The organism is Burkholderia sp. BCC1993, assembly GCF_905339865.1.
GTDB lineage: Bacteria > Pseudomonadota > Gammaproteobacteria > Burkholderiales > Burkholderiaceae > Burkholderia.
Window position 1 is genome coordinate 74,685 of the sequence record NZ_CAJPGZ010000016.1, and the last position, 21,576, is coordinate 96,260.

Annotated in this window: 15 protein-coding genes and 2 pseudogenes; 10 read left to right on the plus strand and 7 right to left on the minus strand. The window is 68.7% G+C overall.

What is annotated here, in order from left to right; translation table 11 throughout:
• Positions 1-48: 48 nt before the first annotated feature.
• The 3 genes from U4Y91_RS25830 to U4Y91_RS25840 form a co-directional block, all read right to left on the minus strand.
• Positions 49-1,632 (minus strand): ABC transporter substrate-binding protein, encoded by a 1,584-nt coding sequence (locus U4Y91_RS25830; protein ID WP_321807465.1) that lies wholly within the window; start codon positions 1,630-1,632, stop codon positions 49-51.
• A gap of 844 nt (positions 1,633-2,476) precedes the next feature.
• On the minus strand, positions 2,477-4,015 hold the full coding sequence (locus U4Y91_RS25835) for a methyl-accepting chemotaxis protein (protein ID WP_321807466.1): 1,539 nt from the start codon (positions 4,013-4,015) through the stop codon (positions 2,477-2,479).
• 211 nt (positions 4,016-4,226) lie between these two features.
• Complete coding sequence (locus U4Y91_RS25840; protein ID WP_044844272.1) at positions 4,227-4,895, minus strand: haloacid dehalogenase type II; 669 nt, start codon at positions 4,893-4,895, stop codon at positions 4,227-4,229.
• Between the two features lie 470 nt (positions 4,896-5,365).
• On the opposite strand from U4Y91_RS25840, the gene U4Y91_RS25845 reads away from it, so the two are divergent.
• The 9 genes and pseudogenes from U4Y91_RS25845 to U4Y91_RS25885 all read left to right on the plus strand — a co-directional run bounded on the left by U4Y91_RS25845 (position 5,366) and on the right by U4Y91_RS25885 (position 15,419).
• Entirely contained in the window at positions 5,366-6,226 is an 861-nt protein-coding gene (locus U4Y91_RS25845) for a GNAT family N-acetyltransferase (RefSeq protein ID WP_321807467.1), read from the plus strand.
• A 12-nt stretch (positions 6,227-6,238) separates the two neighbouring features.
• Positions 6,239-7,165 (plus strand): 2-hydroxyacid dehydrogenase, encoded by a 927-nt coding sequence (locus U4Y91_RS25850; RefSeq protein ID WP_257774280.1) that lies wholly within the window; start codon positions 6,239-6,241, stop codon positions 7,163-7,165.
• Positions 7,166-7,325: 160 nt separating this feature from the next.
• Entirely contained in the window at positions 7,326-8,726 is a 1,401-nt protein-coding gene (locus tag U4Y91_RS25855) for an aspartate aminotransferase family protein (RefSeq protein ID WP_321807468.1), read from the plus strand.
• Between the two features lie 86 nt (positions 8,727-8,812).
• Positions 8,813-9,304: an Lrp/AsnC family transcriptional regulator gene (locus U4Y91_RS25860; protein ID WP_006749694.1), complete on the plus strand. Its 492-nt coding sequence runs from the start codon at positions 8,813-8,815 to the stop codon at positions 9,302-9,304.
• Positions 9,305-9,411: 107 nt separating this feature from the next.
• Positions 9,412-10,884, plus strand: a complete 1,473-nt coding sequence (locus U4Y91_RS25865) for an NAD-dependent succinate-semialdehyde dehydrogenase (protein WP_321807469.1) — start codon at positions 9,412-9,414, stop codon at positions 10,882-10,884.
• A gap of 169 nt (positions 10,885-11,053) precedes the next feature.
• Positions 11,054-12,574 carry a GGDEF domain-containing protein gene (locus tag U4Y91_RS25870; protein WP_321807470.1) on the plus strand — a complete coding sequence of 507 codons (1,521 nt, stop codon included), beginning with the start codon at positions 11,054-11,056 and terminating at the stop codon, positions 12,572-12,574.
• Positions 12,575-12,812: 238 nt separating this feature from the next.
• Positions 12,813-14,771 (plus strand): phosphatase PAP2 family protein, encoded by a 1,959-nt coding sequence (locus tag U4Y91_RS25875; RefSeq protein ID WP_321807471.1) that lies wholly within the window; start codon positions 12,813-12,815, stop codon positions 14,769-14,771.
• Between the two features lie 88 nt (positions 14,772-14,859).
• Positions 14,860-14,976, plus strand: a pseudogene (locus U4Y91_RS25880) (DUF72 domain-containing protein); the annotation flags it as partial.
• 272 nt (positions 14,977-15,248) lie between these two features.
• On the plus strand, positions 15,249-15,419 hold the full coding sequence (locus tag U4Y91_RS25885) for a hypothetical protein (protein WP_170297508.1): 171 nt from the start codon (positions 15,249-15,251) through the stop codon (positions 15,417-15,419).
• Positions 15,420-15,494: 75 nt separating this feature from the next.
• Here the strand turns inward: U4Y91_RS25885 and U4Y91_RS25890 are convergent.
• Positions 15,495-15,611: pseudogene (locus U4Y91_RS25890) on the minus strand (oxidoreductase); the annotation flags it as partial.
• Between the two features lie 17 nt (positions 15,612-15,628).
• Here U4Y91_RS25890 and U4Y91_RS25895 point away from each other — a divergent pair.
• Positions 15,629-15,910 (plus strand): alginate lyase family protein, encoded by a 282-nt coding sequence (locus tag U4Y91_RS25895; RefSeq protein WP_321807581.1) that lies wholly within the window; start codon positions 15,629-15,631, stop codon positions 15,908-15,910.
• Here U4Y91_RS25895 and U4Y91_RS25900 read toward each other — a convergent pair.
• The 3 genes from U4Y91_RS25900 to U4Y91_RS25910 all read right to left on the minus strand — a co-directional run bounded on the left by U4Y91_RS25900 (position 15,889) and on the right by U4Y91_RS25910 (position 21,568).
• The gene (locus U4Y91_RS25900) at positions 15,889-18,240 is read right to left on the minus strand and encodes a hypothetical protein (RefSeq protein ID WP_321807472.1); all 2,352 of its coding nucleotides are present in this window, start codon (positions 18,238-18,240) and stop codon (positions 15,889-15,891) included. The two genes, U4Y91_RS25895 and U4Y91_RS25900, sit on opposite strands and share 22 nt — an antisense overlap.
• A 185-nt stretch (positions 18,241-18,425) precedes the next feature.
• Complete coding sequence (locus U4Y91_RS25905; RefSeq protein ID WP_321807473.1) at positions 18,426-20,723, minus strand: LamG-like jellyroll fold domain-containing protein; 2,298 nt, start codon at positions 20,721-20,723, stop codon at positions 18,426-18,428.
• A gap of 515 nt (positions 20,724-21,238) precedes the next feature.
• Entirely contained in the window at positions 21,239-21,568 is a 330-nt protein-coding gene (locus U4Y91_RS25910; RefSeq protein WP_321807474.1) for a hypothetical protein, read from the minus strand.
• Positions 21,569-21,576 lie beyond the last annotated feature (8 nt).

A 21,576-nucleotide genomic window follows, 5' to 3' on the forward strand; every position in this document is an offset into this window, starting at 1 on the left:
CCGGCGCGGCAGTCCGCACCGGCCGCACGGCGGCGGCACGCGCCGGCGTCAGGCGTTCCACCACACGTGCTCGGCGAACATGAAGCCCATCATCCCGCCGGTCGGGATCGAGCCGAGGCCCGCGAGCCGCTTGTCGTAGCCGTCGAGGAAGCTGATGAAGGCCGGGATGCCGACCCTGCACTGCTGCGCGACGAGCACCTGCATGTCGCCGTACATCTGCTTGCGCTTCGCGTCGTCGGTTTCCGAGCGCGCGGCGAGCAGCAGCTGGTCGAACTTCGGGTTCTTCCAGCCCGACTCGTTCCACGGCGCGTCCGACTTGAAGAACTGCGTGAACAGCACGTCGGCGCTCGAACGCGGGTTGATGTTGCCGAAGCCGAGCGGATGCTTCATCCAGTGATTCGACCAGTAGCCGTCCGCCGACACGCGGTTCACCTGCAGGTTCAGCCCGATCTTCTGGCCGGCCTGCTGCAGCAGCACGGCCATCTCGATCGACCCGTTCGCGTCGGAGGTCGCATAGATCGGCGGCAGCGCGGCGCCCAGCGCGCCCGCCTTCTGGAACAGGAACTTCGCCTTGTCCGGATCGTGCGGCCGCTGCGGCAGCGACGCGTTGAAGTAGCGATGGCCCGGCGGGATCGGCTGGTCGTTGCCGATCACCGCGTAGCCGCGGAACACCGCCGAGCGGATCTGCTCGCGATTGAACAGGTACTTCATCCCTTCGACGAAATCGGGGTTCGCGACGATCGGGTTGTCGCTGCGCATGATCAGGTCGGTATAGAGCCCTGACTTGGTTTCCTGCAGCGCATAGCCCGGCGTCGACGCGACCCGCTGCGTCGAGCGCGGATCGATCGCGTTGACCAGGTGCACGTCGCCCGACAGCAGCGCGTTCAGCCGCGCGGCGCTGTCGCTGATGCCGATCAGCTCGATCTCGTCGAGATACGGCATCCCCGGCTTGAAGTAGCTGTCGTTGCGCACGCCGACGGTCGACACGCCCGGCTTGAACGACTTCAGCTTGTACGGGCCGCAACCGATGCCGGTGCTGAAGTCGGTCGTGCCGTCCTTGACGATCACGAGTTGCGGCGTCGCGAGGATCACCGGCAGATCGGCATTCGCGCTCGCGAGCACGAGCGTGACCTCGTCCGGGCCGCTCGCCTTCGCGTCGGCGAACTGATCGGCGAGCGGCTTGACCTTCGACGCGGTGGCCGCGTTCTTGTGGCGCATCAGCGAGTACACCACGTCGGCCGGCGTGACCGGTTTCCCGTCGTGGAACGTGACGCCCTTGCGCAGCTTGATGATCCACGTCTTCGCGTCGGTCGTCTGCAACGACTGGGCGAGATTCATCTGCGGCGTCAGGCTCGCATCAAGCTGCGTGAGGCCGCTGTAGAACATGAAGAAACGAATGTAGTCGGCGCCCGTCGAGCCCTTGGCCGGGTCGAGCGTATCAGCCGTCGAGCCCGATTCGTTCGCAACCCGGATCTTGCCGCCGCGCTTGGGCGCGGGTGCCGCAAAGGCACTCCCGGGTTGCATCAGCAGCCCGCCGGCGCCGGCGGCCATCATGCCGCTCGCCGCCATGACCCGCATCATGTCGCGGCGCGTGAAGCCGCCCTTGCTGCCGTTGTCGATATCGTCGCTCATCCGAACTGCTCCTGACTGTGGAAAGTGGGTCCTGGGGTCCAGCGTGGTTCGAGAATCCCGTCGTGCCCGCGTGCTGGTCGCGGGCGCGACGTCGTGCTCATTGAGTTCATTTAAGCATCGCCAAAATGCGGGTTATCGCGATTCGGGGCGGCTGGACGATACGATTCGACCGTTTTGGACCGCCCGCGCAGCATGATTTGCTGCGTGACCACGCGTACCGCCATCGGCTCGATGCCGCGTCGCGACGACTGCGCGATACGTGCGCGACGAAGGAAATCGTAAAGTGATTCGCGCGGCAGATTGCGCCGACAAAATTGGCCGCGCGGCATCCGAAACGCGTTCGGCACACGCAAACCGCATGTTTGTGTGGAATGCGTGCTCGCGGCCCGCGGCGCCCGATACGACCGGAACATCGCGCACGCATCGGACAGCGGGCGCCGGCCGCGAGGATGGCCGGCGCATGAAAGGTCAGGAGATTGCCGCGACATCGAAGCGGCTTTGCCGGACGACAGGCGGACAACAGGGATGCGGCCGGATGATCCGACGCCGGGCGCGAACCCGTGGCGGGCAGCCGAGCCGCGACTCCCCGCTGCGACGCGGTCGGCGCCGGCAGGTTGGTGAGCACCACGCCGGACACCTGTCGGCGTGGCGTCAGGAAGGCGAGGTGATGGCGTTGCCGGCGGGTGCGGGCACGCGGCCGCCAAGCGGTCAGGCGGTCAGGCGGTCAGGCGGTCAGGCGGTCAGGCGGTCAGGCCGCCAGGCAGTCACGCAGTCAGGCAGTCAGGCAGTCAGGCAGTCAGGCAGTCAGGCAGTCAGGCAGTCAGGCAGTCAGACCGTCGAGCAATCAGGCCGTCAGCCTGAACACCGATACGGCGGCCCTCAACCGTGCCGCCTGTTCATCCAGCGAGGACGCGGCCGCGGCGGCCTGTTCCACCAGCGCGGCATTCTGCTGGGTCACTTCGTCCATCTGCGCGACCGCCAGGCCGATCTGTTCGATGCCGGTGCTTTGCTCGGCGGATGCCGCGGTAATCTCGCCCATGATGTCGGCGACCCGGTCGATCGACCGGACGATCTCCGTCATGCGCGCGCCCGCCGTCTCGACGAGCCGGCTGCCGCTGCCGACCCGCTCGACCGACGCCTCGATCAATCCCTTGATGTCTTTCGCGGCCGCCGCGCTGCGTTGCGCGAGCGAGCGGACCTCCGCGGCCACGACCGCGAACCCGCGCCCTTCCTCGCCGGCCCGCGCGGCTTCGACCGCGGCATTGAGCGCGAGAATGTTGGTCTGGAACGCGATGCTCTCGATCACGACGGTAATGTCGGCGATCCGCACCGATCCGTCCGAAATCTGCCGCATCGTTTCGACGACTTCCCGCACGGCGGCGCCGCCGAGTTCGGTCGCCTCCTTCGCGTGGGTCACGAGCGCGTTCGCCTGACGTGCATTGTCGGCATTCTGTCTGACCGTCGACGTGATCTGTTCCATGCTGGCGGCCGTTTGCTGCAGCGACGCGGCCTGTTCCTCCGTGCGCTGGGACAGGTCCAGATTGCCTTGCGCGATCTCGCCGGTGCCGACGGCAATCGAGTGGGTCGTGGTCTGGATGTCGGCGATGGTCTCGGTCAGTCGCGCCTTCATGTCGCCGAGCGCGACGAGCAGGCTGCCCGGCGCGGCGTGCGCCGTATCGAACTGCACGTCCAGTTCGCCGGCGGCGATGCGGGCCGCGATCCCGGCCGCCTGCGCGGGCTCGCCGCCCAGCGTCCGCCGGACGCTGCGCAACACCCCCCACGCGATCGCCGCGAGCGCCGCGGCGATGACGAGCGTGATGGCGCCGAGCACCTGCGCGAGCCGCGCAAACGCCGCGTTGATGTCGTCGTAGAAGAATCCCGTGCCGATCCACCAGTCCCAGTCCGGAATGGCGACCACGCCCTGCAGTTTCGGCTCCACGTCCGCGTCCGGGCTGCGCTTGATCAGCACGTCGACGAGCGCGAAGTGCGCCTGGGCCATTCCGGCGCGGTACGCCTCGCTGTCGGTCAGGCCGCTGGTCGTGCGGTTGCCCTTGGCGCGGGTGCCGATGAACTTCGCGTTCGGATGCACGAGGTTGACGCCGTCGGACGTCGTCACCCAGTAGTAGCTCTTCGAATTCGCATTGAGCGCGGACAACGCGGCCTTGGCCTGCTGCTGGGCCTGCTCCCGGGTGAGCGTTCCGCTCGCCTGCATCGCGCGATACGAGTCGACCAGATGCTCGGCTTTGGTTAGAAGAATGACGATCTCGTCACGACGGCTGTCGATCAGCGCGTCGCGCAGCGTGTGCAGCGACATCGCGGCGAGCAATGCAACGCCGAGCAGCGCCGCGACGACGAGCATCAGCAGTTTCGTGGACAACTTCATGCGGGGGCCTCGCGATATTAACCGTTCGGTACATATATCGGCTCGGGCGGCCCCGCCTTGAATGGCGCCGTATCGGTAATTACCCTCGATTCGTTGCGGTGAGCGGACGCGTAAACGGGCACGGCCGTCGCGTCCCCTTGGCCGGTCCCGACAGGCCTGCCGGCACGGCCGCGCGCGCAGGGCACGCAGCCGCCCGCGGGCGCGGCGACGCTTACAGCCCGAGCTGCGTCGCGAGGTGGCCGATGTCCGACACCTCGTAGTAGTTGTAGAACGGCGTGCCCGGCTCGTGCCCGCGATTGACGAACGCCTTGTGCTTGATGCCGAGATCCTCGGCCGTCATCAGGTCGTAGCGCAGGCTCGACGACACGTGCAGCACGTCCTCGGGCTTGCAGCCGAGCTTGCCGAACATGTATTCGAAGCCCTGCATGCGCGGCTTGTACGACTGCGCCTGCTGCGCGGTGAACACCGCATGGAACGGCGCGCCGAGCTTGTCGACGTTGCTCATGATCTGCTCGTCCATGGCGTTCGACAGGATCACGAGCTTGTACTTCTGCGCGAGCCGCGACAGGCCGGCCGGCACGTCCGGATGCGGGCCCCACGTCGGCACCGCATGATAGAAGCGCTCGGCCTCGGCTTCGTCGAACGGCGTGCCGATCCGCGCGCAGGTGCGCCGGATCGCGTTGACGACGACGTCGCGGTACGGCTTCCACGCCCCGAGCACCTCGTCGAGCCGATAGGCCGCGAACGCGCGCACGAAATCCTCCATCGCGACCGGCGACAGCCGGTCCGCGTAGATCTCGCGCGCCAGGTCCGCCATCTGGAAGCGGGTCAGCGTGCCGTAGCAGTCGAACGTGATGAACTTCGGTTCAAATTGGATCATGGTGAGGTCCTGTCGGTATGAAACCCCGGCAGGGCCGGGGACGGGCTGGGTTCAATGCAATTGAATCAGGGCAAAAAATCCGTCGCGCATCGTTCGACGCCGGTCGAAACGCAGATTCGCCGCGTGTTGCCGGCCGCGGGCAGCACGATCTGCGGCACGGTCGCGCGCGGCGCCGCGGGCCGCCCCGGCAGGCTTCACGCAACCGCGGCGCGCCAACTTCCGGCGTGCCCGGCGCGGCTCGCCCGGGCGGCGCCGCTGCAGTTCCATCGTAGTGTCATTCCCACAGCAGAAGCTGTCGGATTGGCGGGCCGCGCCGGCATGAAGCGCGCGTTCGCGCGCGCCGATCGCGCCGGTTTGCGTCGATCTCGCCCGGCCGCCCGCCGTCGCCGGAAAACAGGCGAATCGTCCTATCCGCGCCGCGGTGTCGCTGGCAGAGTCGATATGTCATTCCTACCCATCCGGAGTCCGGCGTGTCCGATCTCAACCCTTCCAGCACGCTCATCTATCGTCCGTTCGCCGACACCGACCTGCCCGCCGCGCATCGTCTGTCGGAAGCGGTCAAATGGCCGCACCGGCTCGACGACTGGCGCTTCGCGCTCCAGCTCGGCAACGGCTTCGTCGCCGAAGACGAAGGCGGCATCGTCGGCACCGCGCTCGGCTGGCGCTTCGGCGACGCGCACGCGTCGCTCGGCATGGTGATCGTGTCGCCCGAGCGCCAGGGCCGCGGCATCGGCCGCGAACTGCTCGCGCGCGTCGTCGACAGCCTCGGCGCGCGCACGATCTTCCTGCATGCGACGCCGTCCGGCGAACCGCTCTACGTGAAATTCGGCTTCGAGGCGATCGGCACGATCGACCAGCATCAGGGCGCCGCGTTCCAGCCGCCGCTGATCTCGCTGCCGCCGGGCGAGCGCCTGCGCCCGCTCGGCACCAACGACGGCCCGCGCCTCGCGGCGCTCGCCTCGCGCGCGGCAGGCTATCCGCGCGACGCGGTGATCGATGCGCTGCTCGGCGTCGCGAACGGGATCGCGCTCGATCGCGACGGCGAGCTGCTCGGCTTCGCGCTGTTCCGCCGCTTCGGCCGCGGCCATGTGATCGGCCCGGTGATCGCGCCCGACGCGCTGCGCGCGCAGGCGCTGATCAGCCACTGGCTCGCGCTGCACGAAGGGATGTTCGTGCGGCTCGACGTGCCGGGCGACAGCGGGCTGTCGGACTGGCTGCAGGGGCTCGGGCTGCCGCGCGTCGACACGGTCGTCGCGATGGCGCGCGGCGCGGCGCCCGCGCGCGACCCGGCGCTGCGCACGTTCGCGATCGTGAACCAGGCGCTCGGCTGAGCGGCACGCGCGATGAGCTTTCTCTACAAGGCCGACCCGGTGCGCGGCGCGCAATGGGCGCAGCGCTTCGCGCAACAGGCGCCCGACCTCCCGTTCCGGATCTGGCCGGACCTGGGCGACCCTGAAACCGTCCGCTATCTCGCCGCCTGGCAGCCGCCCGACGATCCGGCCGCGCTGCTGCCGAATCTCGAGGTCGTGTTCTCCGTCGGCGCCGGCATCGACCAGTTCGACCTGTCGCGCGTGCCCGCGCACATCCCGGTCGTGCGGATGATCGAGCCGGGCATCGTCGAAGGGATGGTCGAGTACGTGACGCAGGCGGTGCTGACGATCCACCGCGACCTGTTCGACTATGCGGCGCAGCAGCGCGCGCAGGTGTGGCGCGAGCGGCCCGTGCGCGCCGCCGCGTCGCGGCGCGTCGGCGTGCTCGGGCTCGGCACGCTCGGCCAGGCCGTGCTCGACACGCTGCGGCGCTTCGGCTTCCCGTGCGCCGGCTGGAGCCGCACGCCGCGCACGCTCGACGGCATCGACTGCTACGCGGGCGACGCGGCGCTCGACGCGTTCCTGGCCCGCACCGACATCCTGATCTGCCTGCTCCCGCTCACCGACGGCACGCGCGGGCTGCTCGGCGCGCGGGTGTTCGACGCGCTGCCGGCCGGCGCGTCGCTCGTGCAGGTCGGGCGCGGCCCGCAGCTCGACGAGGCCGCGTTGCTCGCGGCGCTCGCGAGCGGCCGGCTCGACAGCGCGATCCTCGACGTGACGGACCCCGAGCCGTTGCCGGCCGGCCACCCGTTCTGGACACACGCGCGTATCCGGATCACGCCGCACATTGCGAGCGCGACGCGGCCCGATACCGCGGTCGACGCCGTGCTCGCGAACCTCGCGCGCCACCGCGCGGGCCAGCCGATGATCGGCGTCGTCGATCGCGCGCGCGGCTACTGACGCACGCGCCCGGCCCGGCGGGGCGCGCAGCAGAAAATGCCGAAGCGCCCCGTGCAAACGCCGTTTTCATACGTTTCATGGCGCAAATTGAAGACACGTGCGGATTTCTCGCCCGGTAGCATGAACTCACGCTGACACCCGACGAGAGTCCCTCCCCGCCATGAACCAAGCCGCGCTGATCGAAGCCGATCGTCAACACCTGATCCACCCCGTCGTCAACTACCGCGTGCACGAGGCGCGCGGCGTCACCGTGCTCGACTCCGCGAGCGGCGTGTTCCTGCGCGACGCCGACGGCCATACGCTGCTCGATGCGTTCTCGGGCCTGTGGTGCGTGAACGTCGGCTACGGCCGCGACAGCATCGTGAAGGCCGCCGCCGACCAGATGGCGAAGCTGCCCTATGCGACCGGCTATTTCCATTTCGGGTCGCAGCCGGCGATCGAGCTGGCCGAGCGGCTCGCCGCGCTCGCGCCGCCTTCGCTTAACCGCGTGTACTTCACGCTCGGCGGCTCGGACGCGGTCGACTCCGCGGTGCGCTTCATCACGCACTATTTCAACGCGACCGGCCGACCGTCGAAGAAGCACATGATCGCGCTCGAACGCGGGTATCACGGTTCGTCGTCGATCGGCGCCGGGCTGACTGCGCTGCCCGCGTTCCACCGTCATTTCGACCTGCCGCGCGCGGACCAGCACCACATCCCGTCGCCCTATCCGTACCGCCATCCGCTCGGCGACGATCCGCAGGCGCTGATCGCCGCGTCGGTCGCCGCGCTCGACGCGAAAGTCGCCGAACTCGGCGCGGACAACGTCGCCGCGTTCTTCTGCGAACCGGTGCAGGGTTCCGGCGGCGTGATCGTGCCGCCGGCCGGCTGGCTGAAGGCGATGCGCGACGCGTGCCGGCGCCTCGGCATCCTGTTCGTCGCCGACGAGGTGATCACCGGCTTCGGCCGCACGGGCCCGCTGTTCGCGTGCGAGACCGAACAGGTCGACCCGGACCTGATGACCGTCGCGAAGGGCCTGACCGCCGGCTACGCGCCGATGGGCGCGGTGCTGATGTCCGACGAAATCTACGAAGGCATCGCGGGCAGCCGCACGGAGTCGGCCGCGGTCGGTCACGGGCATACGTATTCCGCGCATCCGGTCAGCGCCGCGATCGGCCTCGAGGTGCTGAAGCTCTATCACGAAGGCGGGCTGCTCGCGAACGGCCAGGCGCTGGCGCCGCGCTTCGCGGCGGGGCTCGACGCGCTGCGCGCGCATCCGCTCGTCGGCGACGCGCGTTCGGCCGGCCTGCTCGGCGCGCTCGAGCTGGTGGCCGACAAGGCGCACAAGACGCGCTTCGACGCGGCGCTGAACGTGCCGGACAAGATCGCGGCGGCCGCGTACGCGAACGGCGTGGTGTTTCGCGCGTTCGGCGACGGCGTGCTCGGTTTCGCACCGGCGCTGAGCTTCACCGCGGGCGAGTTCGACCTGATGTTCGAACGCGTGCGCAAGACGCTCGACGACGTGCTGGCCGACCCGGGCGTGCAGCGCGCGCTCGACGTCGCGCATGCGCAGCCGGCGTGACGGGCCAAGGGAAAGCCGGGCTTGTGGCGGCCATCGTTCGACTCTAAAGTAACCGGACATTCCATTTTTTCCCTTCTCACGTAAACATGACGGACAGCAAGCTGGATCGCATCGACCTGCGCATCCTCTCCCAGTTGCAGAAGCGCGGCCGCATGACCAACGTCGAGCTGGCCGATGCGGTCGGGCTGTCACCGAGCCCGTGCCTGATCCGCGTGAAGCGGCTCGAGAAGGCCGGCTACATCGGCGGTTACGGCGCGCACATCCAGCTCGAGAAGCTCGGCGACGTGCAGGTCGTGTTCACCGAGGTCACGCTGGCCGACCACCGGCGCGAGGACTTCGACCGCTTCGTCGCGGCGATCCGCAACGTCGACGAGATCGTCGAATGCCACCTCGCGAGCGGTGGCTACGACTATCTGCTGAAGTTCATCACGCGCAGCGTGAGCCATTACCAGACGATCGTCGAAGGGCTGCTCGAGCAGAACATCGGCATCGAGAAGTATTTCAGTTACGTGATCATCAAGTCGCCGTTCGTCAAACGGCACTACCCGCTCGAATCGCTGTTCGGCGAACGGCACTGACCGCAACGTGCGGCACCCTTGAACGCGGCAGCCCGCTGTCCGCGCGGGGTCGTCGCGCGCCCGCGCCGCCGGCGTCGCCGCCGAACCGCCTCACCCAAGGACCTGTCATGCCGCTTACGCTGTCCCGAACCGAACTCGTTCGCACCGCCAACCTGATCGACGGCACGTGGCGCGACGCGCTCGACGGCCGTCGCTTCGACGTCACCGATCCGGCGACGCTCGACATCGTTGCCCACGCACCCGACAGCGGCGCCGCCGACGCGCGCGCCGCGACCGACGCGGCCGCACGCGCGCTGCCCGCCTGGCGCGCGACGCCCGCGCGCGAACGCGCCGCGATCCTGCGTGCGTGGCACGCGGCGATCGTCGCGCACACCGACGATCTCGCGAAACTGATGTCGCGCGAACAGGGCAAGCCGCTCGCCGAAGCGCGCGGCGAAGTCGCGTATGGCGCGTCGTACGTGCTGTGGTTCGCCGAGGAAGCGACGCGCACCTACGGCGACCTGATTCCGCAGCAGCAGCGCGGCAAGCGGTTGAGTGCGCTCAAGGAGCCGATCGGCATCGTCGCCGCGATCACGCCGTGGAATTTCCCGCTCGCGATGATCGCGCGCAAGATCGCTCCCGCGCTCGCGGCCGGCTGCACGGTCGTCGCGAAGCCGGCGGAGGACACGCCGCTCACCGCGCTCGCGCTGGCCTTCCTCGCGCAGGAAGCCGGCGTGCCGCCCGGCGTGCTGAACCTGATCGCCGCGTCGCGCGAACGCGGCATCGACGCGGTGGCCGACTGGCTCGCCGACGGCCGCGTGCGCAAGATCACGTTCACCGGCTCGACGCCCGTCGGCAAGCTGCTCGCGCGCGAGTCGGCCGCGACGCTGAAGAAGCTGTCGCTGGAGCTCGGCGGCAATGCGCCGTTCATCGTGTTCGACGATGCCGAACTCGACGCCGCGGTCGACGGGCTGATGGCCGCCAAGTTCCGCAACGGCGGCCAGACCTGCGTGTCGCCGAACCGCGTGTACGTGCAGGCCGGCGTCTACGAGGCCTTCGCCGCGAAGCTCGCCGCGCGCGTTGCCGCGCTGAAGGTTGCGCCGGCAACCGACCCGGCCGCGCAGATCGGCCCGATGATCAACGCGCGCGCGGTCGACAAGATCGCGCGCCACGTCGGCGACGCGATCGAGCGCGGCGCGCGCGTGCTGACGGGCGGCACGCGCCTGACCGAACTCGGGCCGCACTACTACGCGCCGACGGTGCTCGCCGACGCGAGCGCCGACATGCAGCTGACCTGCGAGGAAACCTTCGGCCCGATCGCCGCGCTGTTCCGATTCGATACCGAAGACGAAGCCGTCGACGCCGCGAACGACACGCCGTTCGGGCTTGCCGCGTATTTCTACACGCAGGACGTGCGGCGCATCGCGCGCGTGTCGGCGCGGCTCGAAACCGGCATCGTCGGGATCAACGAAGGCGCGCTCGCGAGCGAGGCGGCGCCGTTCGGCGGCGTGAAGGAATCGGGCTACGGCCGCGAAGGCTCGCGCTACGGCCTCGACGACTACCTGTCGATCAAGTACCTGTGCCAGGGCGGGCTCGACTGATTCCGCGCGGTTCGCATGCAGCCGCCCGGCGCCGCTGCCGCACACGTTTGCGGCGCCCGTGCAGCGATCGCGGCGCAAATCGGCCTCGATTTCCGGGCAGACTTGCCGTTAACCCGGATTTGACCCGCGCCGCTGCGGTCGCAGCGAGCTTCCCGCACGAGCGCCAGCCATGCCTGCACCCACTTCGATCGAGAAAATTGCCGACTGGGCCGGCCGCAATCACTTGATCGTCGGCGTGCTCGGTACGCTGATGTCGCTCGCGGCGCTCGGCATCAGCGCGGCGACGCTGTGGGCCGCACGCAGCGAAGTGGTCGAACATGCGCACGAGACGTCGCGCAACGTCGCCGCCGTGCTGGTCAGCGAGATCGGGCGCACCGTCGAAACGTCCAACAATGCGCTCGTCGCACTCGCCGCCAATCTGCGCAACCCCGCGGTCGCGCGCATCGACACCGGGCTGCGTCACGACGTGCTGTTCGAGCGCACGACCGCGCAATACATGACCGGCATGGGCGTGACGAACCGCGACGGCCGGCAGATCGACGGATGTTGCGGCCCGCTGCACAACTGGGATTTCAGCGATCGCGACTACTTCAAGGTCCATCGCGATGCGCACAACGTCGGCCTCTACGTGTCCGAGGCGTATAGCGCGCGTTCGCGCGGCGGCACGAAATCCATCGCCCTGTCGCGGCGCATCGAACGGCCGGATCACACGTTCGACGGAATCGTGGTGGTCGCGATCAACCTGGCCTACTTCGATCACCTGCTGTCGCGCCTGAACGTCGGACCGCACGGCGTCAGCGCGATCCTGCGCGCGGACGGCACGATCCTCGCGAGAAATCCGCCGTTGAGCGATCAGCAGATCAGCCGGCTGCGCCGCACGAAGTCGTTCGAGCAGATGCTGAGCCGCGACTCGGGCTTCTATGTGGCGCGCTCGAGCATCGACGGCGTCGCGCGGCTTTATACGTACCAGCACGTGCCCGGCACGCCGTTGATCGCGGTCGTCGCCCCGGCCGAGGGCGACGTGCTGGCCGGCATCACGCGCCTGACGTGGACGGTCGGCGTGTCGGCGTCCGTCATCGGCGCGCTGTTCTGCGCGGTGGTGTGGCTGCTCGCGTTCGCGCTGCGCGACAACCTGCGCAAGCAGACGCTGCTCACGGACCAGACGCGCACCGATCCGCTGACGGGCCTGCACAACCGCCGCGCGCTCGATGCCGCGCTCGCCGACGAATGGGCGCGGCTGCAGCGCGGCAGCGGCGGCAGCCTGTCGGTGCTGTTCATCGACGCCGACCACTTCAAGCAGTACAACGACCGCTACGGCCATGCGCAAGGCGACACGGCGCTGCGCTTTCTCGCCGAATGCATCCGCGCGAATGTGCGGCGGCGCGGCGACATCGCTGCACGCTACGGCGGCGAGGAATTCGTCGCGGTGCTGCCCGATACGGACGAAAGCGGCGCCGCGGAAGTCGCGGAAGCGATCCGGCGTGCCGTCGAACACAGCCGGCTCGACGGCTTCGACGCGACGATTCCGCCGTTCACGGTCAGCATCGGCTGCGCGACCGGCCATCGCGCGCACCCGCGGTCCGTGCATGCGCTGTCGCATCAGGCGGACCTTGCGCTCTATGCGGCCAAGCGGCACGGCAGAAACCGCGTGTGCCGCGCCGACGCGGCATCGGCCGCCGAGGCGGCGTGATCGCGCCGTTGACGTCGTTGTTCCGAGGAACACCAGACCTGCCGGACACATGCATGGCCGGCGCGTTGCCGTGCGTTGCCGATGGCCCGCTCGCCTCGTCCATCACGTTCAGCATCACGAATTCACCAAATAGTGAGCATTCGCGCGCTTCGATCGCGCCCCGCAACAAATCCTTAACGGCTGCGTCACGATCGCCCACGACAATCCGCCATCTTCAACACACTGGATGGAGTTTTGCATGTTTGCGTCACGAAGCCGTTTCCCGCTGCACGTCGCAGCGCTGTCGAGTGCGATCGTTCTCGCCGCGTGCGGCGGCGGCGACGATGTCGCGTCGACCACCACGACCAGCGCGGCCATGCCGGCGCCGCCGGCCGACCCCGGCTTCGTCGACAGCGCGCCCGTGCCGAGCGTGCCGGCCTTCGTCGACAACATCGCGACCAACCAGCGCGGCGACGCGCGCTATGCGACGCTGTCGACCAACGCCGCGGTGCGCGTGGTGAGCCGCTTCCTCGACCTGTGGCAGCCGTCGACGATGCTCGTCGACGCGGGCGTAACCGCGGCCGCGAACGGCGCGTTCCCGGCGATCACGCCGTCGACCTGCTCGGGCCTGCCCGGCAGCGGCACACCGTGCGGCACGAGCCTGAACGACACGGTGCTGGCGGCCAATGTTCAATACGTGGTCAACGCAACGACCGCGCGCACGCAACAGCAGGCCGATGCCGCCTACTTCGACGACCGGCGCGGCAAGGGCTACAGCGTGACCGACGGCATGGGCCCGCTCACCGGCGCGTGGCGCACGGCCGCGCAGCAGACGACCAGCATCACCAGCGTGCCCGCCGACGCCACCACGGTGCTGTACAACGACAGCGGCAACAACGTCGGCGTCGGCAGCAGCGCCAACGCGAACTTCGGGAAAGTCGTCGACCTGCTCAACGAAATGGGCAACAACGCGTCGACCGAACCGTCGAAGCGCTTCTACAAGTACGCACGGCCGTACCGCTGGAGCGCGAGCGTGGTCGTCGCGCCGACGCTCGTGCCGGCGGAAAGCACGACGCCCGCGACCGACGGCGGCTTCATCAGCGGCCACACGGCCGAAGCGACGCGCGACGCGATGACGATGGCGTGGCTCGTGCCGGAGCGCTTCCAGGAAATGGTCAGCCGCGGCCTCGAACTGGGCGAGAACCGGATCCTCGCCGGCATGCACTCGCCGCTCGACGTGATCGGCGGCCGCATGCTCGCGCTGGCCGTCAGCGCGGCGAACCTCACCGCGTACGCGAGCGACGCGCAGGCCGCGTACGGTCAGGCTCACCAGGCACTTCAGCAGCTCACGGGGACGACCGGCGCGACCTTCGCCGCGTTCGCGCATTCGGGCACGACGGCGACCGACCGGTTCGCCGATTACGCGACCAACAAGGCCGCTTTCACGCGCCGCATGACGTTCGGCTTCGGCACGATCGAATCGACCGATGCACCGCCTGTCGTGCCGAAAGGCGCTGAGGTTCTGCTCCAGACGCGCTTCCCGTACCTGAGCGCCGACCAGCGGCGCGTCGTGCTGAAGACCACCGAAGTGCAGTCCGGCTATCCGGTGATGGACGATGCGGAAGGCTGGGGCCGCCTGAACCTGTTCGCCGCGGGCGACGGCTACGGCGCGTTCAACGGCAACGTGATCGTGTCGATGGATGCGTCGCAGGGCGGGCTCAATGCGGCCGACCAGTGGCGCAACGACATCGCGGGCGCGGGCAAGCTGACGCTGCAAGGCACCGGCACGCTGACGCTGGCGGGCGACAACCGCTATACGGGCGGCACGCAGGTCAGCGGCGGCACGCTCGCCGCGGCATCGGCAAGCGCGTTCGGCACCGGGGACGTGTACGTCGGCGCCGGCGGCAGCGTGACGATCGCGGCAAGCGCACCCGTCACGATCGCGACGCGTTACACGCAGCTCGACAACACGACGCTCGAACTCGACATCGACGGCAACGGCGGCGGACGCCTGCGCGTGGGCGGCCCGCTCACCGTCGCCGGCGGCACGCTGCACGTGAAGTTCGTGAACGGCTATGCGCCGAAGGCCGGCGACACGATCGCGCTGATCGACGGCGCGGCGGCTTCCGCGAAGTTCTCGACGGTGACGGTCGACGGGTTCAAGGCGACGCCGGTTTATACGGCGACGGGGGTGTCGGTCAGGTTGTCGGCGTCGTGATCGCAGCGCAGCGAGTCGCGCGTGGCGCTGCCGTGCGCCGCTCGCTGCGCGTTCGACGCGGACGATCGTCCGCGCTCGAATGCGGCACGCGCGAACCCGCGACGTGTACTGCTATTTCGACAACGATGCGAAAACGCATGCGCCCTTCGACGCCCGCCGGTTGATGGACCGCCTCGGGCTGCGCGCGCACGACGCGGCGACCTGATCGACGTCAGCGCCGCACCCTTCCGTTGAGCCGTTGCCGCAGCCGTGCGCATCTGCAATGTCTGCAAACCTCATGCCTGCAAGAACCGGGCGCGATGCGGAGGAGCCGGGTACGAAATATGCGCACCCTTTCGTTTGCCGATTGTCCCGCGACGGCGGTGCGCGACTCGCGCGGCGTCTCACCGCACCCGCCCGGCATTCCGGTGCCGTGCCCGGCACGTATTGCAACGCGGGCAACCGGCGTCATGACCCACAACTACAAGGAGAAAAGCGATGACCCTGCTTATCTACCTGCTCGGCTGGATCATTTTCATCGCCGGCGTGGCATGGGGCCTGACGACGCTGCACGTGTCGCAGCACATCATCGAGATCGTCGCCGTCATTCTGTTCGGCATCGCGGTCATCACCGGCGCGACGCGCGCCCGCAATCGCGACCGGACGTAGCCCCGGAACAAGCGCCGGATTTCGCAGCATTCAGGCGTCGCTTCGGCCACCTGTCGCCGGACGCCCGCGCGGGATTCAACCGCGGGCGGACGCGATGCCGTCCAGTTCGCGCACGGCGTCCTCCGGCAACGCCAGCGCGCCGGCGGCGAGATTCTCGCGCAGATGCGCGACCGACGACGTGCCGGATAGCAGGCGACTCGACGAGAGGCATCCGCGACATCGGCGCCGACGGCGCGCTCGTGCGCGAAGTGACGCGCGGCAATCGCGCTCTGCGCCAACACACGTTCGTGCTGCTGCCGCGCGTATTCACGGCCGAACGCCTGCAGCGGTGCCATATCGATCTCTACCGGGAAAACGATCGCGCGATCGGCCGCCTCGCGACGCTCGTGACGCACGCCGCAAACACGTTCACGGGCGTCGGCACATATCGCGCCGACGCCCGCTTCAGCCGCTACGGCACGGCAATCGTTCAGGTTGACGAAGTACCGTAGATGATGCCGCGACCGCTGTTGGGCGACACGTAAACGGTGCCGAAGGTCCGCGGATCACCGATCACCAGCGCGTAGCCGCCCCATTGATGCTGCGCGTCATTGATCTGCACCCAGGTCGTGCCCTGGTCGACGGACCGGAACAGCGCGATCACGCCGTTGACCGTGCCGGCCAGATAGATCGCCGGATAGTTCGCACCGGGCGCCGCCTTGCCGAACCCGACCGAGATCGCCGACGTGACGATGCCCGGCTGGAAGGCATCCCAACTCCAGCCGGAGCTGCTGCTGCGATAGAGGCCGGCCGGCGATGCAAGCCAGACCTGCCCCTGGATGCCGGTCACCGTCGATGCCTTTCCGCCCTTCGGCAGCCCCTTGGCGGCAAGCTGCCACGTCGCGCCTTGATCGCCGCTCGTATAGAACACGCCGTTCGTGGCGTCCCACGCGTAGAGCAGGTTCGCGTTGAGGCCGTCCGACAGCACCAGGACGCCGACCGGCAGCGGCGTGTTCGTCCACGCGCCCAGGCAAGGATGCCAGCTCGCGCCGTTGTCGGTCGAGTAGACCGGCGCCACGTCGGACGGCGCCCAGACGATCGTGCGGCCATCCGCGGACAACGCCACCGCCCCCGCCCCTTTCGACGAGCCAGCCTGATTCGCGAACGCCGTCCACGTCGTGCCGCCGTCCTGCGAAACGGCGCCGAACGCGGTGCCGCCGGCCACGCCCGTGCCGACCATGACCATCTTCGCCGGCGCGTTTCGCGCGAAATCGACGCCCGTGCCGTTGCCGCCGTTGATGTTCGCCGCCGACCGCGCGGGCGCTTGGGTGAGATCGGTATGCACGAACCCGCCGATGTCGCCGAGGCCGCTGATGAGCGGCGCGCCCGCCGTCGGCGACGCCAGCGCGAGCACGGCGGTTTCCTCGACGCCGTTCGCACCGATGGTCCAGCGGGTCGGCAGACCGCGATCGGCGTCGGTCAGGTTCGACGTGCTCCAGATGGTGGCGCCCGTCGCATAGAACGCGTGATCGATGTTCGACGGATCGATCACGACCTGCGCCCAGTTGCCGAACCCGGCCTGCGCATTGCCATCTGCCAGCCACGGCGCCAGGCTCGCGTCCCGCACCGCGTTCGCGTCGACATCCGTCCACGTCTTTCCGCCGTCGCCGGTGCGATACATCGTGTCGCTCGGCCACCAGTGATCCATCGTCATGACGACGGCGACGCCCGGGTTCCACGGGTCGAGCGCCAGTCCGCTGAAACCCGATGCGTAGTTGTTCGCATTGGGCGGCGAGATGTTCTCCCAGATGCCGGTGTCGATGCCGTACTTCCACACCTGGCCGGCCGTCATGCCGTTGGGCCCCGCGACGTTGCCGTAGGTGACATACAGGTTGCGGTCCGGGCCGATCAGGCCGCGCTGCGGCATCATCGGGCTCGCCGGGCCGCCCGCGACCGCGTTCCAGGTCGCGCCGCCGTCGCCGCTGCGATACAGGGTCGATGCCGCCGTGGCGGTCGACACGCCGGCGAACAGGATCCGGCTCGGCGAACCGTTTCCGCCGGAGCGCGGATCAAATGCGACGAACGCGACGCCGGCGCCCGTGTCGTCACTCGACAGCGCATTGAAGCCGCCCACCCTCGCCCACGTCTGGCCGCTGTCGGCGCTCTTCCACAGGCCGTTGGCGGTCGGTTGCGAACTGGCGTTCGAGCTCCCGTAGAACAGCGTCGACCCGTGGTTCGGATCGACCTGCAGCCGTTCGCCGACCTGCCGCCCGTCCTGGTTGCCGCCAACCCGCAGGCCCAACGGATAGGACGTGAAGGTCGCGCCGCGATCCGACGATACGAGCACTGCGCCGTTCTGCGCCCACCAGCTGGTATTGAGACCGACGACCATGTACACCCTGTCCGGGTTGCCCGGATCGACGGCGATGCTCTCGACCCCCATCCAGTGCGAATTCGACGGCGGCGTCCAGTCGTTCAGCGGGATCCACGTACTGCTCGCCGCGTCGTAGCGATACGCGCCGCCGATGTCGGTACGCGCATAAAAGAGCCCGCGCTCCCACGGATGCGCGACGATGCCCGTCACATAACCGCCGGCGACGACCCGCACGTTGCCCCACGTATAGGCGGGCTGGGCGGCCGCGCCGCCGACGCTCGCAGCAGCGGCCTTGATCGACGCCGACGCCGGACCGCCGCCGTCCGCGCCGCCGCAGGCGGACAGCAGGGTGGCGGCGCCGAGGCCGCCGAGACCCAGCAGAAAGTGTCGCCGGGCATGGTTTTCGATGCTGTTGTCCGTCGATCGATGTGCGGCCGGCTCGCCTGCCGGCACGTTGTCCAGATCCATGAAATCACTCCTCTTGTCATTGTGAATACGCGCAAGTCAGCGGCGAACGGACGGCGGCGGCTTGCGCGGCAAATGCATCACCCCGAAACGCCGGGACACCGGAGCAAAGTAGGCCGCTGCACGACGCGCGCGCTTGCGCTGTCGATACGGGCCGCTGCCGCGGCCCGCGTGGGCGCGATCGCGCGTTACGTGGCCAGCGTCGCGATCTCGCTGTCGCTCAACGCGCGCGAGTACACGCGAAAATCCTGGATTCGGCCGTTGAACGACGGATGCACCGCATCGCGACCGAGCAAGCTCAGCCCGTCGCCCACCTGGCGCGGCGAAAGCAGGAGCTGATCGCTGCTGCCCGAGCGCTGGCCGTCGATGTACAGCGTGCCGGTATTGCCCTGCAGCGTGACCGCCACATGCGTCCAGCGCCCGACCGGCAATGCGGTCGCAGCCTCGACGAACTGCTCGTCGTGGTAGCTGGCGCCGGCGATCCCGAAGCGCAGATGCCCGCCGCCCGCTTGCGGGGCGAGCCGCATGTACGCGATGTTGTCGGCCCCGACGAAGAACAGGCAGCTGTCCCAATGAAGTGCGTTCGCGTATACCCACATTCCGGCGGTGAAATCGCTCAGTTGACCGAACAAACCAGCCGGAAGCTGCAGATACGCCTGTTGACCGTCGAATGCAACGGCGTTGCCCGATCGCCGCCCCGCGCCCCACGCCGCGCCTTGCGCGAGTGTGCCGACGACGCGCTGGCGCGTGCCGTCGCCCGCGAAGCTCCAGCCGACGGCCGTGGCGCCGCTGCCGTCGTCGAGCCCCATCGACAATTGCAGCTCGCCGGGCACCGCCACCCGCAGTGAATCGGACGCCACGGTGCCCTGACTGCCGGCGCCGACGGCCTCGATCCGGTAGAACCAGACGCCGGCGGGCGGCGTGTCGGTGAAGGTCGGCACGTCGCCGGCCGACACGGTGCCGAGATCGGAAAACGAACCGTCCGCGACGGTGCTGCGCTTGATCCGGTAGGACGCGGCGCCGACGCTGCCCCACCAGGACAGCACGACGCGCCCGCCGGTACGGGCCGCGGACAGCCCACCCGGTGCCTTCATCGGCCCCGCATAGGGTGGCAGGCGATGCGTGAGCGTCCCGAACACCATGTCGTCGCCGTTGTCGGACCAGTAGTTCTGCTCGGTCTTCGCGACGATCTTCGTGACGTTGGGCGCATCGATGCCCATGCGATTCACGTAGTGGTTGTAGAGCGGCTCCCAGCAGCCGCGCAGGTTTTGATACGACTGGTTGTTGGCCGCGATGAACACGCCTTGCGAGCTCCATTGGCGCGCAAACGGCATCACGTAAGGCTTGCCGTCGGCATCGAGCAGGTTCGACTTCGCCACGTATTCCGCACCGGCGAGGAACCGGTTGTTGTCGAAGCCGTAGAGGTCCTCGCCCTGCTTCCACGCCATCTCGCACAGCGCGCCGCACAGCGACATGCCGAGCGTCGCGTGCCCCTGGTCGCGCCCGCTCTCCTGCCATTGTCCGAGGTAGCCCGGATGCATGAAGTACACGCTGTGCGCCGCCGCGCCGTTGCCGAACGCCGCGCGGAAGTCGCCGAGGTTGTTCGCCTTGTAGTAGTCGATCGCCTGCTGATAGAGGTCGGCCCGATCGCAGAACACGCCGATGGCGAACGTGCCGCACAGGGCGGCGAGATCCCAGTTCGCAAACGAGCCGAAGTGCAGGCCCTTCGTGCTGGTATCCGTCAGCCAGCCCGATGCCAGGCTCGCGAAGACCGTCAGCAGCATGTTCCGGAAGTGCGCGACGGCGTCCGGCGCCCATTTCGAGTACGTCCGCATGAGCTCGCCAACGTTTGCCCACTGGTGCCCCTGAATGCCGCCGATCAGCCAGCCGGTCCAGTCTTCCGGCGCACTGGAGCCGGGCGGCTTCGACCATACCGTCTTCAGCACGGCCGACCACGCATCCAGCGTCGCCACCGCCAGATCGGCATAACGATCGTCTTGCGAAATCTTCCAGCGCAGCGCGCAGCAATACGCGCGCTGGATGTCCCGGTACATCGCATAGACGCTGCGGTCGGAGCGATACACGGCGCTGCGCGCATCCGGCTTGCCGTTGAGATCGGTCGCCGAGCTTGCGCACAGCGTCGCCCACCAGTGCGACCACGGCTGCTCGCCAGCCTGGATGCAGTCGCGAATCCGCTTGAAGTCCGCTTCGGCGAGCAATAGCCCGGGGTGGCTGAAGCCACCCGGCGTCACGGCGGCGGCGCCGGATGCCGGCAGCACCGTATCGGCCGGTGCGACACTCGCCTGCGTCGCGGCTACGCGCGCGGGTGCGACACCGCCATTGCCGCCGTCGCACCCGCCGTACGCCGGCAACAACGTGACGGCCCCCAGCCCGGCCACGAACCGCCGCCGCGAGCGGTTGCCGACCGCCGCCTCCGTAGCGAGGATCGATTCGATCCTTTCACCCGCCTTGCATTCTTTTTTCACGTTGCCCGACCTCGTATATTCGTTGACCTTGGTATGGTTTTATCCGCGGCGACACCGGCCGGCAGGCACCGCGGATCACGGAGGCTCGCAAGCAACCGTGACATGCAGATGACCAGCACCCCGAATCAGATTCGCGCGGCAGAAAACTGCCGGCGAATTATCCGCATCCCTGAGTAACTTTCCAGTCCAAAAATATTCCGGCGGCGGACTCGCCCCGTCGGCCGACGCGCAACCTCGCCCGAAAACGCCGGTTTGCGCGACGCATCCGGCATTCGATACATGCGCGCAATGCGTGCGCTATCCGGCGTTCGTCGTGCGAAGCCGGCTTTTATCGAGGGATCTGCAATGCGTTCGCAGATCGGGCGCATCGATTCAGGTCGACGCGCCGGCCGATCGGCCCGAGGCAATCGTGCGAAGAAAGAAGGCGGTGAAGATCGAGCGTGATTGACGGGACTGCTTTGGCGGCGGCGCGTGCAGCCCGGCCCGCGAACGTCGTTCGCCGCGCCGCTCGTGTGTCAGCGCGTGCCGCCGGGGACGAGTTCGTTCATGGCGTCGCCGTAGCGCTCCGCTCGCTCGACGATGCGCGCGAGCCGAATGATGTCGGTCAGCGCGAAATCGCTCGCGTCCGGCCTCGGACGATCGTGCTCGTCCGCCAGCCGCAACGCGAACGCGAGCGCTTCCGAGCGCTCGCGCAGCAGCGTGCGCAGCGCATCCGCGATGATCCGGCGGTCGCGCGGATTACCCAGGCCGAGCGCGAGCCCGTGGTCGTGTTCGACGGCCGGCGACGCGACCGGCGGCGCCGTCAGCGTGGAGATGCCGGGCATCGGCATCGTGTTCCGTTTCATGTCCACCT